The sequence below is a fragment of the Agreia pratensis genome (genome assembly GCF_900177685.1).
Classification (GTDB): domain Bacteria; phylum Actinomycetota; class Actinomycetes; order Actinomycetales; family Microbacteriaceae; genus Agreia; species Agreia pratensis.
In genome coordinates this window covers 494713-515440 of record NZ_FXAY01000003.1, presented here as the reverse complement: position 1 = coordinate 515440, position 20728 = coordinate 494713, and the positions used below count along the sequence as shown (strand labels likewise).

19 protein-coding genes and 1 tRNA gene are annotated in these 20728 nt (G+C 65.1%); 9 read left to right on the top strand and 11 right to left on the bottom strand.

Annotation, left to right across the window (positions count from 1 at the left end):
* Positions 1-62: 62 nt before the first annotated feature.
* Genes B9Y86_RS12045 through B9Y86_RS12035 form a run of 3 tightly spaced genes read right to left on the bottom strand, consistent with a single transcriptional unit; the run spans position 63 to position 2764 of the window.
* Positions 63-1004, bottom strand: a complete 942-nt coding sequence (locus B9Y86_RS12045; protein WP_176223345.1) for an FKBP-type peptidyl-prolyl cis-trans isomerase — start codon at positions 1002-1004, stop codon at positions 63-65.
* 42 nt (positions 1005-1046) lie between these two features.
* Positions 1047-2060 (bottom strand): tRNA (adenine-N1)-methyltransferase, encoded by a 1014-nt coding sequence (locus B9Y86_RS12040; protein WP_425319475.1) that lies wholly within the window; start codon positions 2058-2060, stop codon positions 1047-1049.
* A gap of 2 nt (positions 2061-2062) precedes the next feature.
* Complete coding sequence (locus B9Y86_RS12035) at positions 2063-2764, bottom strand: HAD family hydrolase (protein WP_228515512.1); 702 nt, start codon at positions 2762-2764, stop codon at positions 2063-2065.
* A gap of 97 nt (positions 2765-2861) precedes the next feature.
* Between B9Y86_RS12035 and B9Y86_RS12030 the strand changes: the two genes are divergently transcribed.
* Positions 2862-3782, top strand: coding sequence for a proteasome assembly chaperone family protein (locus tag B9Y86_RS12030; protein ID WP_085486239.1), 921 nt, complete (start codon positions 2862-2864; stop codon positions 3780-3782).
* 8 nt (positions 3783-3790) lie between these two features.
* On the opposite strand, the gene mshC is transcribed toward B9Y86_RS12030, so the two are convergent.
* The 3 genes from mshC to B9Y86_RS12015 are packed head-to-tail and all read right to left on the bottom strand — an operon-like array spanning position 3791 to position 7314.
* Entirely contained in the window at positions 3791-5050 is a 1260-nt protein-coding gene (gene mshC / locus B9Y86_RS12025; protein ID WP_085486237.1) for a cysteine--1-D-myo-inosityl 2-amino-2-deoxy-alpha-D-glucopyranoside ligase, read from the bottom strand.
* Positions 5051-5077: 27 nt separating this feature from the next.
* On the bottom strand, positions 5078-5932 hold the full coding sequence (locus B9Y86_RS12020) for an undecaprenyl-diphosphate phosphatase (RefSeq protein WP_085486235.1): 855 nt from the start codon (positions 5930-5932) through the stop codon (positions 5078-5080).
* Positions 5933-5988: 56 nt separating this feature from the next.
* Positions 5989-7314 carry a M20/M25/M40 family metallo-hydrolase gene (locus B9Y86_RS12015; protein ID WP_085486233.1) on the bottom strand — a complete coding sequence of 442 codons (1326 nt, stop codon included), beginning with the start codon at positions 7312-7314 and terminating at the stop codon, positions 5989-5991.
* A 107-nt stretch (positions 7315-7421) separates the two neighbouring features.
* Between B9Y86_RS12015 and B9Y86_RS12010 the strand changes: the two genes are divergently transcribed.
* The 3 genes from B9Y86_RS12010 (at position 7422) to B9Y86_RS12000 (ending at position 9589) form a co-directional block, all read left to right on the top strand.
* Positions 7422-7506, top strand: a tRNA-Leu gene (locus tag B9Y86_RS12010).
* 288 nt (positions 7507-7794) lie between these two features.
* Positions 7795-7998 (top strand): cold-shock protein, encoded by a 204-nt coding sequence (locus B9Y86_RS12005; RefSeq protein ID WP_044443312.1) that lies wholly within the window; start codon positions 7795-7797, stop codon positions 7996-7998.
* A 358-nt stretch (positions 7999-8356) separates the two neighbouring features.
* Positions 8357-9589, top strand: a complete 1233-nt coding sequence (locus B9Y86_RS12000; protein ID WP_176223344.1) for a C40 family peptidase — start codon at positions 8357-8359, stop codon at positions 9587-9589.
* Between the two features lie 30 nt (positions 9590-9619).
* Here the strand turns inward: B9Y86_RS12000 and B9Y86_RS11995 are convergent, their stop codons facing one another.
* Entirely contained in the window at positions 9620-11491 is a 1872-nt protein-coding gene (locus B9Y86_RS11995) for a DEAD/DEAH box helicase (RefSeq protein ID WP_085486228.1), read from the bottom strand.
* Between the two features lie 103 nt (positions 11492-11594).
* Between B9Y86_RS11995 and B9Y86_RS11990 the strand changes: the two genes are divergently transcribed.
* Positions 11595-12410 carry an SGNH/GDSL hydrolase family protein gene (locus B9Y86_RS11990; RefSeq protein ID WP_085486395.1) on the top strand — a complete coding sequence of 272 codons (816 nt, stop codon included), beginning with the start codon at positions 11595-11597 and terminating at the stop codon, positions 12408-12410.
* Here the strand turns inward: B9Y86_RS11990 and B9Y86_RS11985 are convergent.
* Positions 12407-13648, bottom strand: coding sequence for a D-alanyl-D-alanine carboxypeptidase family protein (locus tag B9Y86_RS11985; protein WP_085486226.1), 1242 nt, complete (start codon positions 13646-13648; stop codon positions 12407-12409). The genes B9Y86_RS11990 and B9Y86_RS11985 overlap by 4 nt on opposite strands.
* Before the next feature lie 47 nt (positions 13649-13695).
* Positions 13696-14496: a TrmH family RNA methyltransferase gene (locus B9Y86_RS11980; RefSeq protein WP_085486224.1), complete on the bottom strand. Its 801-nt coding sequence runs from the start codon at positions 14494-14496 to the stop codon at positions 13696-13698.
* A 148-nt stretch (positions 14497-14644) separates the two neighbouring features.
* On the opposite strand from B9Y86_RS11980, the gene B9Y86_RS11975 reads away from it, so the two are divergent.
* Entirely contained in the window at positions 14645-15511 is an 867-nt protein-coding gene (locus tag B9Y86_RS11975) for a Sir2 family NAD-dependent protein deacetylase (RefSeq protein WP_085486393.1), read from the top strand.
* On the top strand, positions 15508-16131 hold the full coding sequence (locus B9Y86_RS11970; RefSeq protein ID WP_085486222.1) for a histidine phosphatase family protein: 624 nt from the start codon (positions 15508-15510) through the stop codon (positions 16129-16131). The genes B9Y86_RS11975 and B9Y86_RS11970 overlap by 4 nt, the downstream gene beginning before the upstream one ends.
* On the opposite strand, the gene B9Y86_RS11965 is transcribed toward B9Y86_RS11970, so the two are convergent.
* Positions 16058-17134 (bottom strand): glycosyltransferase family 4 protein, encoded by a 1077-nt coding sequence (locus tag B9Y86_RS11965; protein WP_085486220.1) that lies wholly within the window; start codon positions 17132-17134, stop codon positions 16058-16060. The two genes, B9Y86_RS11970 and B9Y86_RS11965, sit on opposite strands and share 74 nt — an antisense overlap.
* Positions 17131-18030 carry an alpha/beta fold hydrolase gene (locus B9Y86_RS11960; protein ID WP_085486219.1) on the bottom strand — a complete coding sequence of 300 codons (900 nt, stop codon included), beginning with the start codon at positions 18028-18030 and terminating at the stop codon, positions 17131-17133. The genes B9Y86_RS11965 and B9Y86_RS11960 overlap by 4 nt, the downstream gene beginning before the upstream one ends.
* Before the next feature lie 85 nt (positions 18031-18115).
* Here B9Y86_RS11960 and treS point away from each other — a divergent pair, with 85 nt between their 5' ends.
* A complete protein-coding gene (treS, locus tag B9Y86_RS11955) occupies positions 18116-19834 on the top strand; it encodes a maltose alpha-D-glucosyltransferase (protein ID WP_085486217.1) in 1719 nt (572 codons plus the stop codon).
* 51 nt (positions 19835-19885) lie between these two features.
* On the top strand, positions 19886-20659 hold the full coding sequence (locus tag B9Y86_RS11950; protein WP_410371648.1) for an exonuclease domain-containing protein: 774 nt from the start codon (positions 19886-19888) through the stop codon (positions 20657-20659).
* The last annotated feature ends 69 nt before the right edge of the window (positions 20660-20728 follow it).

The window sequence follows — 20728 nt, the reverse complement described above, 5'->3', positions numbered from 1 at the left end:
GAAATCGTCGGGCACATGTCTCATTTTAGTCTGCCGACGGGGGCGACAGCCCGTGGTCAACACTACTGAGCGGGCAGTTTACCGAGGATGTCGACGACGTAGACGAGCGTCGAACCGGGCGCAATGGCCGGCTTCGTGCTGCCAGCATCGCCGAAGCCGTCTCCTGGAGGCACGACCACGAGAACCTGCGACCCGACAGTCTGGCCGATGAGGGCGGATCGCAGCCCGGGAACGACACCTCCCTGTTCGGGTGTGGCTTGACTCGACAGCGTGATGCCGGCTGCCGAACCATCTGCCCAGGTGGACTCGAAGGTGCTGTCCGCTCCCCAGATCACACCTGTCTTCTGCACGATGAGCAGATCGCCGTCTGAGACGGTGTCTCCCGAGCCCTTGATCAGGGTCGTCGAGCGCAACTCCGTGGGAGTCGGTCCTGATGCGAAGGTCAGGCCTGGACGACCGTCCGGGGCGGTGACGACGCTCGGAAAACCTGCCTCGGCGGGCTCGTTGGATCCGCTCGCCCGTCCGGAATAGACACCCGTGATGTCGAAGACGAAGACGTTCGCGCTGCCATCGGCGGCCTGGTCGTCGGGCAGCACAACAGCGATGCGCTCACCCGCTCGCGAGCAGGTGAGGCTGTCGACAATCTCTTTCGGCAAGGCCGGGTTGTCGTCGGTCAGCGTGGCCGAGAACTGCTTCGGCTGGGCCTGACCCTGGCCGGCACCGCCGATCGCGGTAAAGCTCGCGAGAACGACCGAACCCTTCTCTGCCGCGGGACCCGAGCCCGGCTCGAGCACGGACCTCTCGACGTGCTTCGCGAAGACGGGCGTCGGGAAATCGTACTTGGGAGCGGACGCGTCGCCCGAGACCGTCACGCTTTCCGAGGACGAGCCCGGATCCGTCGCAGGCGTGCAGTCGCCCTCCGTGAGCGTTGCCGTGGTCGACGCGCAGGCCGACAGCCCGACGAGTAGACCCGCGGACAGAATGAGCGCGATCGACTTGCGCACGGATCCTCTTTTCAGTGGTGGTTGAGCGGACAACAGCTTAGTTTATTCCGGCTCGGAGTCTTCGCTGGGCGACTGCTGTGCGGCATCCTCGCCTGTGCGGGCCGTCGCGGTTGCCGTCGCCATGCGAACGCGCTTGCGCAGGCTCTTCGGGCTGATGCCGCGCTCACCGAGCGCGCCCGGAGTCCAGGTCTCGACATCGTCGTCAGAGTATTCGGATTTGGAGGCACGGCGCTTGAGCTCGGGAAGCTGAGCGCCGGGAGCGAGGCGCCGTGCGGTGACCAGAAACCCCGTGTGGCCGATCATGCGGTGATCCGGCCTGACGGCCAGACCCTCGACGTGCCACGATCTGATCATCGTCTCCGACGGTTGTGGATCGGTGAAGGAACCGGTGCTGCGGATCGTCTCGACCACGCGTGAGAGCTGAGTGACCGTGGCCACGTAACAGAGCACGACTCCCCCGGGCTTCAGCGCGTCGGTCACCGCGGGGATGCACTCCCAGGGCGCGAGCATGTCGAGCACGACGCGATCCACCGAGTGGTTCGGGTGCAGCTCGGGCAGTGCTTCGCTGAGGTCGCCCAGGGTGATGCTCCAGTTATCGGGAGTCGAACCCGAGAACGCGGTCACGTTGGCCATGGCCACGTCGGCGAACTCCTCGCGCCGTTCGAACGACGACAGGCGTCCCTCCGGTCCGATCGCTCGGAGCAACCAGAGCGACAGCGCTCCGCTGCCCACGCCGGCCTCGACGACCGTGGCTCCCGGGAAGATGTCTGCCTGGCCGAGGATCTGTGCGGCATCCTTCGGGTAGATGATCGCGGCGCCGCGCGGCATCGACATCACGAAGTCGGTGAGCAGAGGCCGCAACACGAGATACTCGACGCCGACCGTATTGGCGACGACGGATCCGTCGGGCTGCCCGATGATGGCGTCGTGGTCGATGGCTCCACGGTGGGTGTGGAACTCCGCCCCGGTCGCCAGGGTGATGGAGTTGAGCTTGCCCTTGGGGCCGGTGAGTTGCACGCGTTCGCCGACGCGGAACGGTCCGGAGAATGAATTCACGGTTATGGGTGTCGACTTCCGGTTGTGGGGTGGATGGCGCCAGAACGCCTGTGGGCTGCCAGCGCCGCGCTCACGTCGTCGACGGTGCGGCCCTCGAGCGTCGGCCACAGCACGCTCGCCGGGCTGTTCTCGAGAGGGAGCATGTGCGGAACGCCGATGGTGACGGCCCCGGACGACGCGGCGCTCGTGACACCGGGAACCGAGTCCTCGAAAGCCACGCACTCTTCGATGGACACTCCCAGCAGACGAGCGGCTTCGAGGTAGGCCTCGGGGTGGGGCTTGCTGTTCTCGACGCTGTCGCCGGAGACGACGACGTCGAAGGCGTCGAAGGGGATAAAGGACCTCACATGCTCGGCCATGACGCCGAACGACATGGTCACGAGAGCACAGGGCACCTCTGACTCGCGCAGAGAAGAGAGGAGCTCGCGCGCCCCGGGTCGCCATGGGACACTCACGCTGATGTGGTCCATCACCTCGCGCGTCAGATGATCGATGATGGCGTCGGCCGCCATATCGACGCCGTGCTCCTGAAGGAGACGAGCCGTGCGGTCGAGCCCCGAGCCCACGAGCGTCATCGCGTCCTCGTGCGTCCAACTACCGCCGAACCGCGAGACGAGCGCCTCCTGCGATTGCATCCAGTAGGGCTCGGTATCGACGATCGTTCCGTCCATGTCCCAGAGGACGGCGGCGGGCAGGGGGGTCATCACGTGGATCGAGTCTACGGGGCCGGGAGGCTGGTTCGAATCGACGGCCTATCCTTGTCAGAACGATCACGAGCTGACGAAAAGGGTTCTCCACACGGTGACACAGGGCAATGAATTCCTCAGAGGGCGACTTCTCGTCGTCGCATTCGAGGGCTGGAATGACGCAGGCGAAGCAGCGACAGGAGCGGTTCAGCTGTTGCGCGAGCAACTCGACGTGGTCACGATCGCCGGTGTCGACGCTGAGGAGTACTTCGACTTTCAGTTCAACAGGCCGATGGTGTCTCAAGACGACGACGGCAACCGAGCCCTGATCTGGCCGAGCGCGACCATCTATGGGCCGGCGAGCACCGAGGTCGACAACATCCCCCTCGCGGCCGACGCCGAGCTCCGCGTGGGATCGGACAATACGGGCAATGTCTTCCTGCTCGTGGGCGCCGAGCCGTCTCGCAACTGGAAGAAGTTCACGGTCGAGGTGCTCGACGCGGCCATGACCGCCGGCGTCTCGGGAATCGTGTTACTCGGGGCCATGCTCGCCGACGTGCCGCACACCCGTCCGATCTCGGTCACCGCAACGAGCGAGAATGCGTCGGTGCGCAGCCAACTCGGCATCGAGAGATCCACCTACGAGGGCCCCGTGGGTATCCTGAGCGTCATCGCCGACGCGGCCGAGGCTCTGGGAATCGCGACGGTCTCGATCTGGGCGTCCGTTCCCCACTACGTGCACAACGCTCCGTCGCCCAAGGCGACACTCGCACTGATCGACAAGCTCGAAGAACTGGTCGACGTCGTGATCCCTCGCGGCGACCTGGTCGATGAGGCCTCGGCCTGGGAGTCAGGAATCGATGCACTCGCGGGCGAGGACGACGAGATGGCCTCGTACATCCAGCAGCTCGAGCAGGCGCGTGACACCGTCGACTCCCCCGAGGCGAGCGGTGAGGCGATCGCTCAGGAGTTCGAGAAATACCTGCGCAAGCGCGGAGACGGCAGACCTGACGAGCCCTGGCGCCCCGGCGCCTGAGGCTCGCTCTAGAGCTGCACTCCCAGCAGTGCGTCCACCGTTCGCGCCACGAGGCCGCTCGTCGGGTGTGAGCCTGCCACCCACTCGTCGATCACGGCGAGGGCTGCCGGGGTGTCGAGATCTGCCGACAGCGCGGCGCGGAGCTCGGCGAGCAACGCGATTTCGTCGTCGAAGGCCTCGGATGCCTGCGGCTGGCTGACCGCTTCGCGCCAGCGCTCGAGCCGGGTGACGGCTTCCGCGAGGCCGGCGTCTGTCCACTCCCAATCGGAGCGGTAGTGATGAGCGAGAACGGCGAGTCGAACGGCCGACGGGTCGACACCGGATGCGCGCAGCCCCGAGACCAGAACGAGATTTCCCAGCGACTTGCTCATCTTCTCGCCCTGGTAGGCGACCATGCCCGCGTGCACGTACACGTCGGCGAAGCGCTTACCGGTGAGGGCGGTGGCGTGCGCCGCAGAGAACTCGTGATGGGGGAACACGAGATCGCTTCCACCGCCCTGCATGCAGAAGTGCGCACCGAGCGCGTCGATCGCGATGACCGAGCATTCGATGTGCCATCCGGGGCGTCCCTCGCCGACCGGACTGGGCCACGACGGCTCGCCCTCGCGCGCCGCGCGCCACAGCAGCGGATCGAGCCGGTTGCGCTTTCCTTCGCGGTCGGGGTCTCCCCCGCGCTCGGCGAAGAACGCGGCCATCGTCGCCGCGTCGAGGCGGCTTTCGAGACCGAGGTGCCAGTCGGTGCGCTCGGTGGCCGCGTCGATGTCGAAGTAGATGTCCTGGCCGCCGGCGACGCGCGCGTCGGGCGTGTCGACCGGGTAGCCGAAGCCGGCGTCGACAAGCCGGCGCACGGCATCCGCTATCGGATCGACGACCTCGGTGACCGCGACGTAGTCGCGGGGAGGGAGCACGCGCAGCGCAGCCATGTCTGTTCTGAATAGCTCGACCTGGCTCGCCGCGAGGTCGCGCCAGTCGACTCCGGTCGCATTCGCTCTTTCGAGCAGCGGGTCATCGACATCCGTGATGTTCTGCACATAGTCGACCTCGAGGCCCGCGTCGAGCCACAGGCGCTGGATGCCGTCGAAGGCCAGGTAGGTCGAGGCATGACCCAGGTGGGTTGCGTCGTACGGGGTGATGCCGCACACATACAGGCCGATCCGGCCGTCGACATCCACGGTCTCGACCAGAGCACCCGTCGAGTCGTCGAAGACCCGGGGAACGGGACCTCGTCCGGGAAGTGAGGGGACGATGGGCCGGCTCCAGGAATGCACTGCAAAAGACTACCGTCGCCCGAGGGCTCACGCCTGCATGGCTCCTGTGCCGAGGAGAACGAGGAGCACGAGTCCGAGAGTGATCCTGTACACGACGAAGGGCAGGAAGCTCCGCTTAGAGATGTAGCTCATGAAGAACGCGATCACCACGAGTCCCACCACGAAGGCGATGACCGTGGCGACGAGTGTCTCGAGGGGGCCGAAGACCTCGGGAGTGCACGTGGCCGTGGCCACCGTGCAGGTCTCTTTGACGGATTTGAAGACCTGGTAGAGGCCGCTTCCGAAGACGGCGGGGATGGCGAGGAGGAACGAATACCGGGCCGCCGCGGCGCGTTCGTATCCCATGAATAGCCCGGCCGTTATCGTGCCACCCGAGCGGGAGACACCGGGGATGAGAGCGAGTGCCTGCGCGAAGCCGAAGACGGTGGCGTGAGGAACGGTGAGCTCATCGAGGCGTCTCTTCTTCGCTCCGACATAGTCGGCCACGCCGAGAAGGATTCCGAAGACGATGAGTGTGCCCGCGACGATCCAGAGTGAGCGCAGCGTGCTCTCGATCGCATCCTGAAAGATGAGGCCGAGCACCACGATGGGCACGCTGCCGAGGATGATGAACCAGCCGAGCTTCGCATCCGGGTCGGCTCGGGGAACCCGGCCTCTGAGCGAAAGGAACCAGCGGGTTGCGATGCGGGAGATGTCGCGCCAGAAGTAGATGACGACGGCCGTCTCGGTGCCGAGCTGGGTGATCGCGGTGAAGGCGGCTCCCGGGTCGTCGCCGGTGCCCAGAAGGCGGCCGACGATCAGCAGATGAGCACTCGACGAGATCGGCAGGAACTCGGTGAGTCCCTGGACGAGGCCGAGGATGACGGCGTTGAGAAAGTCCACGGACTCCCCTTCGGAATGTGGCGGCGGAATCGGTCGGAAGACCTAGTGGTGCCTGCTCAGTAGCGCAGCAGGAGGTCGGTCAGAACCTTCCTGCCAAACACTAATGCGTCGAGCGGAACCCTCTCGTCGACCCCGTGGAAGAGGGCAGGGAAGTCGAGTGCCGGCGGCAACTGAAGCGGCGCGAATCCGTAGCCCTTGATGCCGATGGTGCTCAGGGCTTTGTTGTCGGTTCCTGCAGACAGAAGATAGGGAAGCACTTCGGCCTCCGGGTCGAATCGATGGAGGCTCGAGATCATCTGATCGACGAGCGGGCCCGAGAAGTCGGTCTCGAGCCCGATGTCCTGGTGCGAGATCTCGACATCGACGCCAGGGCCGGCGAGTTCGCGGAGCCGTGCGATGACGTCATCTTCTTGGCCGGGCAGCACGCGGATGTCGAGAAGCGCCTCGGCTCGATCCGGGATCACGTTGTGCTTGTACCCGGCCGTCAGTCCGGTCGGGTTGGCGGTATTGCGCAGCGATGCTGAGATGAACCGCGATGCCGTTCCGGTCGCGATGGCGAGTTCGTCGGGCGTGGTTCTCTGTGGGTCCTTGCCGAGGATCGCGGCCACTCGTCCCAGCAGCTCCGTCGTCGTCTTGGTGAGGTGCACGGGCCATTCCTGGCTGCCGATTCTCGCGACAGCGCCGGCGAGTCTGGTGATCGCGTTGTCTGAGTTGATCTGGGATCCGTGGCCGGCGGTTCCGCGGGCCACGAGCTTCGCCCAGATGAGGGCCTTCTCCCCTGTCTGAACCAGATAGGCCCTCGTGCCGTCGAGGTCGATCGAGTAGCCGCCGACCTCGCTGATCGCCTCGGTCGCGCCCTCGAAGAGATCGGGGCGATTCTTCACGAGGTAGTGAGATCCGAGGACTCCCCCGGCTTCCTCATCGGCGAAGAAGGCCACGACAAGGTCCCGGGCGGGCCTCCGACCGGAGGACAGGATGTCGTCGAGCGAGGTCAGGATCATCGCGTCCATGTTCTTCATATCCACGGCGCCGCGACCCCACAGCATGCCATCGGCGATGACTCCGCCGAATGGGTCGACCGACCAGTCGTCGGCGATCGCCGGCACCACATCGGTGTGGCCGTGTACGACGAGCGCGCCCCGGCTCGAATCCTCTCCCTCGACGCGGGCCACGACGCTCGTGCGGCCGGGCTCCGAGTCGATGAGTTCGGCGACCAGGCCCAGCCTCTCGAGATGCGCAGCGACGTATTCTGCCGCGTCAGTCTCACCGTTCGATCGGCCCTCACCGAAGTTCGATGTGTCGAAGCGGATCAGGTCGCGGGCGATCGCCGCAGTGGCGTCGAGACCTGCCTCAGGAAGGGTGTTCGCGGGCGTCGAAGTCATGGTTTCACGGTACCGCAGGGCTCTGCCGGGCTCGTGGCGTCGAGGGGGTTTCAAACCGTGCTATCGTCTTACCTTGGTTGCACCGGGAACGGAAAGCAGCTCATCCAGTCCGGATGGCGGAAATGGCAGACGCGCTAGCTTGAGGTGCTAGTGCCCGTATAGGGCGTGGGGGTTCAAGTCCCCCTTCGGACACAGAAACAAGAATCACCCCCGACATATCGATTTGATCGAGATCTCGGGGGTTTTTCTCGTTCTACGAGGCGATTTTTTCGGCAGCGTGACCAAGGCGTGATGATTTTGGTCGCACGGTGAGGGCAAGAGCATAGTAGGCTGTTCACAGAAGTTGATGTGCCTCGCACGTCCGGGGTGCCTCCGGTGCCCTGCCCGACACTGTTCGGGCCCAATCCTGGGAGACGACGAACACCCCGACGAGTGGCCCCGACAATCGGGACCGAATTATCACTCCAGGAGGAGTTTGCAATGGCTACAGGCACAGTGAAATGGTTCAACGCTGAAAAGGGATTCGGCTTCATCGCCCCCGAAGACGGCAGCCCCGACGTGTTCGCGCACTACTCGGCTATCGCCTCCAGCGGATACCGCTCGCTTGACGAGAACCAGAAGGTCGAATTCGACGTCGCGCAGGGCCCCAAGGGTCCTCAGGCTGAGAACATCCGCCCCCTCTAAGTCTTTCCTTGCCCGGTCGATGTCGAGTGAAAGCGACGACTGAGACCGCGTGACGCGAAGCTTGACAACGAAGGCCCTACACCCATCCGGGTGGAGGGCCTTCGTCGCGTGTGGGGCAAATATTGCGACACGCCGACTTTCATCCGGTCGATTGATTGGTGATCGTGTATAGAGCAGCACCCGAATCGTTGCTAGTGTGAGCGATGTTGTTGTTGTGACGAATGTGACTCATGCGTCGTCGCGGCCATTCTGCGAATTCGGGGAAACCATGCTCGTCACCACCACCGCGCCGTCCAGCCGGTCTTTTGCTCGTCGGTCTCTCTGGCGCGGAGCTCTCGCTGCGACGGCGGTGATAGGAATGTTGGCTGTCGGCGCGATCTCCTCATCGCCGGTTTCTGCAGACAACTACCCATCGTGGAACGATGTGGTTGCTGCTCGCTCATCAGAGGCGACCAAAGAGGCCGAGATCGCGCGGATCACGGGCCTCATCAACGGACTACAGACGCAGGTCGGTCAGGCCCAGGCCGCTGCGGACGCACGATGGCAGGAGAATCAGACGGCACAGAACGCCTACAACACGGCATCATTCGAGGCCGATCAACTGGCATCGAAGGCCGCTGCGGCCAAGACCAAAGCAGCGGAGTCGCGAACTCAGGCGGCGATCCTCGCGGCGCAGTTCGCTCGGTCGGGTGGCAACGACCTCTCGTCGCGTCTCTTTGTGGAGGGAGACAAGGCCAACGACCTTCTCTACCAGCTCGGGGCTATGTCCAAGCTGAGCGAGTCGACCACCGGCATCTACCAGCAGGCCGAGGTCGATCAGAATACGGCGGATTCGTTGAGTGACCAGGCTGACGTGGCGCGCAACGCATTGGGCGCACTGGCGGCTACCGCGCAGAGTGCGCTCGACGATGCTGTCGCTGCGCAGCAGTCTGTGGGAGCTGCTCTGATCGAGCAGCAGAACCACGAGGCCGAACTCTCCGTGCAACTTCAGGCACTCACAACCAATCTCGAGTTGACCGAGGATCAGTACAACGCAGGCGTGCAGGCTGCTGCACAGGCAAAGCAGGCGGCCGACGAGGCAGCGGCAAAGGCCGCTGCAGACGCCGCAGCCGCGCCAGGCGCCGCCCCCTCCGACGGCGGCAGCGGCGGCTCCTCAGGCGGATCGCCGGGGGGCTCCTCTGACGGATCGTCGGGCGGCAGCGAGCCTAGTGCGCCGGCTCCATCGGCCCCGGTGGTAAACCCGCCTCAGAGCTACGACGGCGATGCCGTGGTCGCCTACGCCGAGCAGTTCGTGGGGGTCGTTCCCTACGGCTGGGGTGCAGACCCGAGCGACAGCTTCGGATGCGATGGGTTGACCCAATACGTGTACAAGCAGTTCGGTATCGATCTTCCACGATACGTTCCTACCCAGGCGGCCCAGGGGGTGCGGGTCTCGTCTTCCGATGCGCGCGCCGGTGACGCGGTCGTGTGGAGCGGCCACATCGGCATATACGACGGTCAGGGCGGAGTCATCCACTCCCCCGACTGGGGTCGTTACGTCACCCACGCTCACTCGCTCTGGGGCAGCTACTACTTCGTACGATTCCTGTAGAGGCTCGCGAGGGCGCTGACCGGAGATGGGTCAGGAGTGGTGGGCGCCCATCCACTTGCGCACCGTGGCGATACGCGACTGCAACTGCGTGACACTCGCCTGGGGAACGGCCGGACCGCCGCAGACTCGCCGCAGCTCCGCATGCACCAGGCCATGCGGCTGGTCTGACGTCTTGGACCAGATCCCGACCAGACTGTTCAACAGCTTCCGCTGCTCTGCGAGCGTGCGGTAGAGAGGAGCCGCGGGCTCGTCTTCGGCGGGGCCGGGCGGCGAGTTCTTGCGGCGATCGGCGGCATGGCGCTGCTGCCTGGCCTGCCTGTGCTGCAGGAGTTCGCGGACCTGATCGGGCTCGAGTAGCCCCGGAATGCCGATGAAATCGAGCTCTTCATCGCTGTCGACCGGAGCTTCGGTACCGAATTCGCTGCCCTCGAACAGAACCCTGTCGAAGGTTGCGTGCGAGCCGAGAGCCTGGAACGCGAAATCGTTCTGCAGAGCATCGGATGCCTTGTCTTGGACGTTGGCCTCGGCGACCATCGCATCCTCGGGATTCCACATGTCGCCCTCGGGATCGCCGGAGTCGCGCCGGTCGAGAGCGTGGTCTCGTTCGAGTTCCATGGTTCCCGCGAGTGCCATCAGGCCGGGAACGTTCGGAAGGAAGATGGAGGCAGTCTCTCCTCGGCGCCTCGCTCTAACGAAGCGGCCGATGGCCTGAGCGAAGAAGAGCGGCGTCGACGCGCTTGTGGCATAGACGCCGACGGCGAGCCGGGGAATGTCGACGCCCTCCGACACCATGCGAACGGCGACCATCCACCGCCTCGATGACTTCGAGTACTCCTCGATGCGGCCTGAGGCCTCCTTCTCGTCGGAGAGGACGACGGTGACGGGCTCCCCCGAGATATTCTCCAAGATCGCCGCGTACGCGCGTGCCGTGAACTGATCGGTCGCGATCACCAGGCCCCCGGCATCCGGTATGCCTTGGCGAACCTCGGCGAGCCGCCGGTTCGCAGCGGCGAGAACCGATGGGATCCAGTCGCCGGCCGGGTCGAGCGCGGTGCGCCAGGCCTGCGACGTGATGTCTTTGGTGTTGCCCTCGCCGAGTCGAGCTTCCATCTCGTCGCCGACTTTGCTGCGCCAACGCATGTGACCGGCGTAGACCATGAAGAGGACGGGTCGAACCACGCCGTCTTGGAGGGCCCGGCCATAGCCGTAGTTGTAGTCGGTCTGCGAGAGTCGGATGCCGTGCTCGTCTTGCAGATAGCTGACGAAAGGGATGGGTGATGTGTCGGAGCGGAACGGCGTACCCGTCAGGGACAACCGTCTGGTTGCAGGCGCGAATGCTTCGCGGATGGCTTCGCCCCAGCTGAGGGCGTCACCGCCGTGATGCACCTCGTCGAGGATGATCAGACTGCGCGCCGACTCGGTGAGCTCGCGGTGCAGTGAGGGACGAGCTGCGACCTGTGCGTAGGTGACTGCCACCCCGTGAAAATGACTGCCATAACGTCTGTCGCTGTTCTTGAAGCCCGGAGTGAGACGGATGTGCACTCGGTCGGCTGCGTCAGCCCATTGCTTCTTGAGATGCTCCGTCGGGGCGACGACGGTCACCCGGTCGATGATGCCCCTGTGCAGGAGTTCGCTCGCCAGGCGAAGCGCGAACGTGGTCTTGCCTGCGCCCGGGGTTGCAGCCGCGAGAAAGTCGCGGGGCTGATGCGTGAAGTATGCCTCGAGCGCCTCGGATTGCCAGGCGCGGAGCTTGGACGCGGTACCCCAGGCGGCCCGCTCGGGGAATGACGGAGACAGATGCTCGGCCGCACCGCCGCCGACTACCGGCGTGCCCTCGGTGCCTGAAGGATCGTCCCGGAGCTCGGGCAGGGGAAGAGGATCGGGCAGGCTGTTCACGTGCATCCACACTACCCGCAGCTGCCGACACCACGAACGACACCCAGACGCCTCTACGATCGCGTCGAGAGGAGTACATTGACGAGTGGATTTCTTCGAAGGAGTGCATATGGCCGAGCGGCATCCATGGCGTCGATACGTGGCGATCGGCGACTCGTTCACCGAGGGCATCGGAGACCCGGAGCCTGCGAGCCCCGGCGGGTACCGCGGGTGGGCGGATCGCGTGGCCGAGGTTCTGAGTGCCGAGGCCGGCGATGACTTCGCCTACGCGAATCTCGCTATCCGCGGCCGACTGATGCAGGGCATCCTCGATGAGCAGGTCGAGCCCGCTCTCGCGCTGCAACCCGACCTCATCACGATCTCGGCGGGAGGGAATGACATCATTCGCCCCGGAACCGACCCCGATGACATCGCTCGCCGGATGGATGCCGGCATCGAGCGTCTGAGACGTGACAACGCCACCGTGGTGATCTTCACGGGCACGGATGTGGCCTTCTCCCCCGTGTTCAGGGGCATTCGCGGCAAGGTCGCGATCTACAACGAGAACCTCCGCACCATCGCCGCGCGTCACGACTGCATCGTGGCCGATCAGTGGGGTCTGTCGAGTATCCAGGACTCGCGTATGTGGAGCCCCGATCGGCTCCATCTCAACGCGCTCGGCCACCACGAGGTTGCTCGGCTGGTTCTTCAGGCGCTCAACGTCGAGAACGAGCTGCAGCCGGGCGCACCCGAGCCGCTCCCCGTGGCGACGTGGCGACAGGCGCGCACGGAAGACCTGGTGTGGGCGCGAACGCACTTCGTGCCGTGGGTCATCAGGCGTGTGACCCATCGCTCGAGTGGTGACGGCATCTCGCCGAAGAGGCCCGATGCGGTTCCGATGAATCTACCGGCGCCGATGCCGAAGGGTACCGACGCGGCGGACTAACCGAAGACGAGTTCGGGATGGCTGATGCGCCACCAGAATCCCGGGTCCTCTAGCGTTCCGTCGACTTTGAGGGCGACCTGCTCCGTCGTGTCGTCGACCGAGTAGCGAATGGTTCCCACGTTGAGACCCGATTGCGCTGTGACGAGATCGGCCGCACTGGCGTCGACATCGACGACGTCGTCGGACCAGACGATGGCATCGCTGTCGGATGTCGCCACGATCGGCGCGGTCTCGCCCCATGCCGTCGTGTAGCTGCCGACCTCGGTGTCTGCGCGAATGAGGGGAAGAGTCGTGAATGCCCTCTTCGTGCTCGCGAGAAGGGCCTGGACGGCGTCGCGCGCAGCCTGCGAGCTCTCCGCTCCCAGGATCACTCCGACCACGGACTTCGTCTGGTCGCCGACGGTGAACTCGGCGGAGAACAGCAGGCACGATCCCGCTTCGTCGGTCGTTCCCGTCTTGATGCCGTCGATGCCGTCGATGCCGAGGAGTTTGTTGCTGTTGTCGATCTCTCCGATGACCGGTACCTGATCGATCGAGGTCGAGACGATCTTCGCGAGCACGGGGTCGGCGAGGGCGAGCGACGCGATCTTCATCAGATCCTTCGTCGAGCTGCGGCTTCCAGGATCGAGCCCCGGCGCATCCACGATCGTCGTGTCGGTGAGACCGTGCTTGGCTGTAAACGATCGGGCAGCGTCGAGGTAGGCGGCGAGCGATCCGAACGCCCAGTTGGTGACGGTCTCGGCGTAGTTGTTCGCCGACTTCAGCAGCATGATCTCGAGCACCTGGCGCTCGCTGAGCGTCTGACCCTCATTGACGAGTTCGTACGAGCCGTCGACCGCGCGCGTCTGTTCGAGAATCTGCACGTCGGCCGCGGTCATCGTGATGCCCGGTCCGTCGTCGCCCTCGGCGAGGGGGTGCGCCTCGAGAACCACAAGGGCCGTGACGACCTTCGTGACGCTGGCGATCGGCACAGGTCCTGTCTGCCCGCTCTCGCCGAGCAACTCGTCGGAGCCTTCCAGGGCGATGGCACCGGTTCCCACGCCCGGAAGTGCGAGCTTGGCCGGCTGAGCAGGGGCCGGTGTAGGCACAGCGAGCTCGAGCTGTGCCGTCGGTAGCGGGGCGGCGAGGGCTGCCGGTACATATACGCCGATCGCGGCGGCCATCGCCACGAGGATGCCGCCGGCCACAAAAGCGGCGATCCGACGTCGGCGACGAACGGGGGCAGACGTGGGAGGCATCCGCTAATCCTAGGAGATGTGTGAGCTGGAGACCGTCTTGTCCGTCGTCACCGAAGCGTGTAGAGCGCCACAGCGCTCGCTGAGGCGACATTGAGCGAGTCGACTCCATGGCTCATGGGAATCGTCACGACGGTGTCGGCCGCCGTCAACGCTTGCCTCGAGAGCCCGTCTCCCTCGGAGCCGAGCACCAGCGCGAGTTTCGGCGGCACACTCGCCGCGAAGTCGTCGAGCGTGACCGCGTCGTCGGCCAGCGCGAGCGCCGCGATGTGGAAGCCGGCGTCGTGCAGCAAAGGCGCCGCCTCCGACCACTCCGGCAGTCGGGTCCACGGAACCTGGAGCACCGTGCCCATACTGACCCGCACGCTGCGGCGGTAAAGCGGATCGGCGCAGCGGGGCGAGATCAAGACGGCGTCGGCGCCGATACCCGCGACCGCTCGAAAGATTGCGCCGACATTGGTGTGGTCGGTGATGTCCTCGAGCACGACGACCCGACGCGCACCCTCGATCACGTCGGCGACCGGTCTCAACTCTGGCCGGTGCATCGCGGCCAGTGCGCCTCGGTGCAGGTTGTACCCGGTGAGCGACTCGAGTGTGGCGGCGTCCCCGACGAAGACCGTCACGTCGTCCCATTCCCCGAGCAGGGGCGCGATGTCGTCGAGCCACTGCTCCTGTACGAGTACGGAGCGCGGTCGATGCCCCGCGGCGAGGGCGCGCGCGATGACCTTCGACGATTCGGCGATGTAAAGACCGCCTGCGGGTTCGCTCAGACGTCTCAGAACCACATCGGTCAGCCGTGCATAGTCGTCGAGTCCTGGGAGATCGAGGCTGTCGATCCGCACTGTCTTCACCCTCGGGCACTCCTTCTTCTGCCGAGTGCGGGTCGTGGCGCGATCGCGAGCGACCCCGTCGGAAATACAACCGCACTCGAGACTGTTTAGACTTCGAAGAGTAACGCGAAGCGCCGGAGTGCACAGACTCGGGCGGCAGGAGGTGCAGATGGTTCCGCTCGTCGAATCGAGCCCGAGAGCAGCCTCGCCCGTCGAGATCGACGAAGCCGTCGCGGCCCTCTCGGGACGACGAATCGTCGTCCTGACCGGCGCCGGCATGAGCACCGACTCGGGGATCCCCGACTATCGCGGCGAGGGTGCGCCGAAGCGCAACCCGATGACGTTCGATCAGTTTCGTGAGAGCCACGACTACCGCCGCAGATACTGGGCCGGCAGCCATCTGGGCTGGAAGATGTTCCATGCGGCACGCCCCAACGCGGGACATCGAGTCCTTGCCGAACTCGAAGACGCCGGCGTGGTATCCGGCGTCATCACCCAGAACGTCGACGGTCTGCACGCGCGAGCTGGCACCACCCACCTTGTCGACCTGCACGGATCGATGGATCGAGTGCTGTGTCTCAACTGCGGCCAGGCGTTCGCTCGGGCGAGCATTGCAGAGCGCATCTCGGCCGACAATCCCTGGGTCGACGAGCCCGATGCCATCACGTTGGCGCCCGATGGCGACGCCGATGTCACCGACTATTCGTCGTTCGTGGTGCCGGCGTGCTCCGTCTGCCAGGGCATGCTGAAACCCGATGTCGTGTTCTTCGGCGAGTTCATACCGACAGAGAGGTTCCAGGAAGCGTCCGCACTCGTCGCTGGTGCAGAGGCGATGCTGATCGCAGGGTCGTCGCTCGTGGTCAACTCGGGCATCAGACTTCTCGAGCAAGCGCGCCGCAGACGCCTGCCGATCGTCATCATCAACCGGGGACCGACGAAGGGCGACTCCCGCGCGAGCGTCAAGCTGGATGCCGGGGCAACCGAGACCCTCACCGAGCTCAGCCGGTATCTCCTTCCCGAGAGGAACAACGCGTGACCGAACTCGTTCTCGTGCGCCACGGAGAGACCGACTGGAACCTCGAGCGGCGCATCCAGGGCAGAACCGACATCTCGATGAACGACACGGGTCGTGCTCAGGCGGAGGCCGCAGCCGAGAAGCTCTCAGTCGAAAAGTGGCATGCGATCGTCACAAGTCCGCTCGACCGCGCGCTCGAGACGGCGCGTATCATCGCAGAACGACTGGGGCTCGGTGAGCCTCGGATCGACGATCGACTCGTCGAGCGCGCGTACGGCGAGGCCGAGGGCCTGGAAGCCGCAACGCTCGCGACTCGGTTCCCCTCCATGGTCGGAGTTCGGGGCATAGAGCGGCGCAGCGACGTGACTCGGCGCGTTCTGCCCGCGCTCGAGAGCATCGCCCTCGAGCATCCTGGGCGGCGTGTCCTCGTCGTGACCCACGGCGGAGTCATCGGTTCGCTCGTGCGCTACGTGACCGAGAAAGCCCTTCCCCCTGCGGAGGTACGCATTCCGAACGGCTCTGACCACCGCTTCCGCTACGTCGACGGAACGCTCGTTCTCGAGACGTTCAACGGCTTCTCTGTCGATCCGCCAATCCGGCGAGAAGCTCCCATAGTGTCGTCGCTGACGAGGTCCAGCTGAACTCAGCCGCCTGTGCGAGGCCCGCTTCGGACCGGCGCACGAACTCCCCCGGTTCTTCGAGCGAGCGAACCTGTGCCGCCAGAGCTGCCGGGTCGTGGGCATCGAAGTAGAGGCCTGCCTCGCCGCCGATCTCTGAGAAGACCGGGATGTCGCTGACGACGATCGGTGTTCCCTGTGCCATCGACTCGACCAGAGGAATTCCGAAGCCCTCTTCGAGCGAGGCGGTGACGAGCGCCGTGGCGTGTCGCAGCACCGAGGTGTACTCCTCATCGCTTGCGCCGTTGTGGAAGACCAGTCGCGCATTCGGTGCGATCTCCTCGAGTCGCCGTTTGTCGGCATCCGACACCCGGCTCATGAGGTGCAGCTCGTAGTCAGCCAGCAATGCCGCCGCCCTGACGAGCGTCTCGACGTTCTTGTAGGGCATGAACGACCCCATGTAGACGAGGTGACGGTCGCGGCTCTCGGCGGGCTCGGGCGGCGAGGCGGCGCCATCAGCCGCGTTTCTGACCACGGTGACCGGCCTGCGGGTCAACCTGTTGCGTGCGATGAGGTCGCGCGTGGTCTGCGACACGGTGACCACGGCATCGGCACGCGACAGAAGGTAGCGCTGCGGCCACCAGGAGAGGTGATATGCGCGCCACAGGAGCCGGATGGGCCAGGCGAGATCGCGGGGCGGGGTGGGATTCGAGTAGTAGATCAGGTCATGCACCGTCAGGGCGAGTGCATAGCGGCGACCGAATGATCCCATCGTCTGCATCGGAGTGAACACGACATCGGGCTTCAGCGCGTTGACCTGCAACGCCACGAAAGGCTCGCGCACGCTGGTGGGCGAGCTGGCGAGGTGCCACGGCAGATCGGGCAGCATCTCGAGTTGGCGGATGTCGCTGATCAGCATCACGAGCTCGTGCTCGTCGGCCAGTGCGCTGACGAGTCCGGCGGTGTACCGGCTGATGCCGTCGTGCCTGCCGATGCGTGTGTAGCGGCAGTCGACGACGACCCTCATCGTTCGCCCGGTTCGTCGCGCAGAAACTGGTCGATCGCATCGGCTGCCTGCATGGGCATCTCGTAGTGCACCAGATGGCCGACACCGGACAGAACCACGAGTCGTGAGTCAGCGATCTTCTCGGTCAGCCGATGCTGGGCTTCGACCGGGGTGATGTCGTCGCGGTCGGCCGCGATGAGCAGTGTGCGTGTCGTATTCGCTGACGCGTACTCGGAGACATCGTGCGAGATGGAGGCTTTGAAGGCGTCGAGCACGACCCGTCGATTCGAGAAAGCGCCGAAGTAGAGGTCGTGCTGATTGTGGATCCATCGGCGGAGAGAGCGCGACCGCGTCTTCGCCATCGTCACGCTCATGATGCGGGTGACGATCGGCGCCTTGAGTACGGCGAATCCCATGCGCTCCGGCATCTTCGCCGGCGCCCAGTAGTAGAACACCGCGAGGCGGGTCAGGATGCCGCGAGGGCCAGACAGCGCCGGTGCGGCGATGGGATTGACAAGAACGATGTCATCGACGTCGAGGCCTCGCGCCAGGGCGGCGGACACGATGATCGATCCGAAGGAATGACCCAGAACGACGGTTCGCCCGGGACCGCGCACGCGGTCGACGAGTTCGAGGAGCCAGGCCGAATAGCCGTCGATGTCGTGGCCCGCGTCGAGCGGCGTCGACACCCCGAAGCCCGGAAGATCGGCCACAATCGTGCGGTACCGGGGCAGGTGAGCCACGACCGGCTCAAGGCCGTGATGGTCACCGCGGAAGCCGTGGACCAGCACGATCGTGGTGTCGGCGTCGTGGGGGCCGTAGACCCAGAGTTCCGTCGTGCTTCCGGCGAGTTCTTCGGTGCGCCGCTCAAGCGGGATGGCATCGAGTCGGGCTGCGTAGGGCGAGGGAACAATCATCGTGATCCAGTGTAGGTGCCGCACCTAGACTGGGCTGATGCAGCGCGGCGATAAGCCCGATACGCGCCCTCGGAAGGACTAGTACGTGAACTTCACCGCCCCCATCCAGTTGCCGGGACTCACGCTCGACCCCCAGTGGTATCGCCGGAGCGTCTTCTATGAGGTGATGGTGAGGTCGTTCGTCGACAGCAACGGCGACGGAGCGGGCGACATCGCAGGCCTCGTGTCGAAGCTCGACTATCTGCAGTGGCTCGGCATCGACGCCCTCTGGCTTCCGCCGTTCTACAATTCACCGCTGCGCGACGGAGGCTACGACGTCTCCGACTTCACCTCGATCCTTCCGGAGTTCGGAACCCTCGACGAGTTCCGCGACCTGGTCACCAAGGCTCACGAGCGCAACATGCGCCTGGTCATGGACTTCCCGCTCAACCACACGTCCGACGCGCACGAGTGGTTCCAGCAGTCGCGTTCCGACCCAGAGGGGCCATACGGAGACTTCTACGTCTGGAGCGACACCGACGAGAAGTACGAGAGCATCCGCATCATCTTCGTCGACACCGAAGAGTCGAACTGGACGTTCGACCCGGTGCGGCGCCAGTTCTTCTGGCACCGGTTCTTCTCGCACCAGCCCGACCTCAACTTCGAGAATCCCGCCGTGCACGACGCGATCTTCGACATCGTGCGTTTCTGGCTCGAACTCGGAGTCGATGGACTGCGCCTCGACGCGATCCCCTATCTCTATGAGTCCGAGGAGGGCAATGGAGAGGGCGAACCCAAGACCCACGACTTCATCGTGAAGCTGCGAGCCATGGTCGACCAGGACTACCCGGGTCGCGTGCTCATCGCCGAGGCGAACCAGTGGCCGCGCGAGGTCGCCGCGTTCTTCGGCACAGAGGAAGAACCCGAATGCCACATGGCCTTCGACTTCCCGGTGATGCCCCGCATCTTCTACTCGCTGCGCTCGCAGAATGCAGACGAGCTGGTGCGCATCCTGTCTGAGACGACGGATGTGCCCGACTCGGCCGCGTGGGGCGTATTCCTTCGCAACCACGACGAGCTGACGCTCGAGATGGTCTCCGAGGAATACCGCCAGGCGATGTATGGGTGGTATGCCTACGACCCGCGCATGCGGTCGAACATCGGCATCCGGCGCCGCCTCGCTCCCCTGCTCGACAACTCCCGCGCCGAGCTCGAGCTCGCGCACGCGCTGCTCTTCGCCCTGAAGGGAAGCCCGTTCCTGTACTACGGCGACGAGATCGGCATGGGCGACAACATCTGGCTCAACGACCGGGATGCCTCGCGCACACCGATGCAGTGGACGCCGGACCGTAACGCGGGCTTCTCCACCGCGGATCCGGGAAAGCTCTACCTGCCGGTCGTGCAGTCGCTCGTCTACAACTACGCCCTGGTCAACGTCGAGTCGCAGCTCGCGCAGTCGCGGTCTCTGCTGCACTGGGTGCGCAATGTCATCCACGTGCGCAAAGCACATCCGGCGTTCGGGCTCGGCAGTATGCAGGTTCTGCAGACCGACCACGAGTCGGTTCTCGCCTTCGTGCGCACCTACGAGGGCTCGGGTACACACCTCGGCGATGCACCAGAGCAGGTGCTGTGCGTGTTCAGCTTCGCTCACAACCCCGTCGCCGTGCACATCCAGCTGCCTGACCAGGCGGGCGGGCGACTCGTCGACCTCTTCGGTGGCGGCGAATTCCCGACCATCGCAGACGACGGAAGCCTCACGCTGACACTGGGCACGCAGAGCTTCTATTGGCTGCAGATCGGGCAGTCGGTCGACCAGCGGTTCTGATCCCCAGGTGGCGCCCGGGTAGCGTCCGAGGTGGCCGGTAGAGTTCGGGATGTGACAGATTCAACGCAGCCCGAGTTGTTCAGCCTCTCAGATGACGCCGTACTCATCGCGGATCCGTCCGAGACCGAGCAGCAGGCGCCGGCACCGTGGTGGCACCGTCTCGCCGTCTTCGACCTCGAGACCACCGGTATCGACGTGCAGACGAGTCGCATCGTCACAGCGAACGTGAGCGTCATCGGCGCCGACGGGCATCCGGTCTCGCGTCTCGACTGGCTCGCCAACCCCGGAGTCGAGATCCCGGAGCAGGCCACAGCCGTGCACGGCGTGACCACCGAGAGGGCAACAGCAGACGGTCGCCCCGCCGAGCTCGTCGTGTACGAGATCGTAGACGCGCTCCGGGCTCTCCTCGCCGACGGCGTGCCGCTGGTCATCTACAACGCGCCCTATGACCTCACGCTGCTGCACCACGAGGCCGTGCGCTATGGCATCGACCCGCTCGAGCTTCCCGGGCCCATCGTCGATCCTCTGGTCATCGACAAGGCTGTCGATCGCTATCGCAAAGGCAAGCGCACCCTCGAAGCGGCGGCGGTCGTCTACGGCGTCGAGTTGCTAGACGCACACGACGCCGGAGCCGACGCCATCGCAGCCGGTCGGGTCGCGCAGGCTCTTGCGCAGAAGCACGATGCCGTGTCGACACTCGCGGTGCATGAGCTGCACGACAAGCAGGTGGATTGGTTCCGAGAGCAGGCGGAGAGTTTTCAGGAATATATGCGTCGCACGCGCGACCCCGAGTTCACGGCGAGAACGGCCTGGCCGGTCGGCTGATCTCGACGTCGTTGTCGTGGGGGTCAGTGTCTCGGCAGGCCTGACGAACGAAAAGGGCCGGAAGCGATT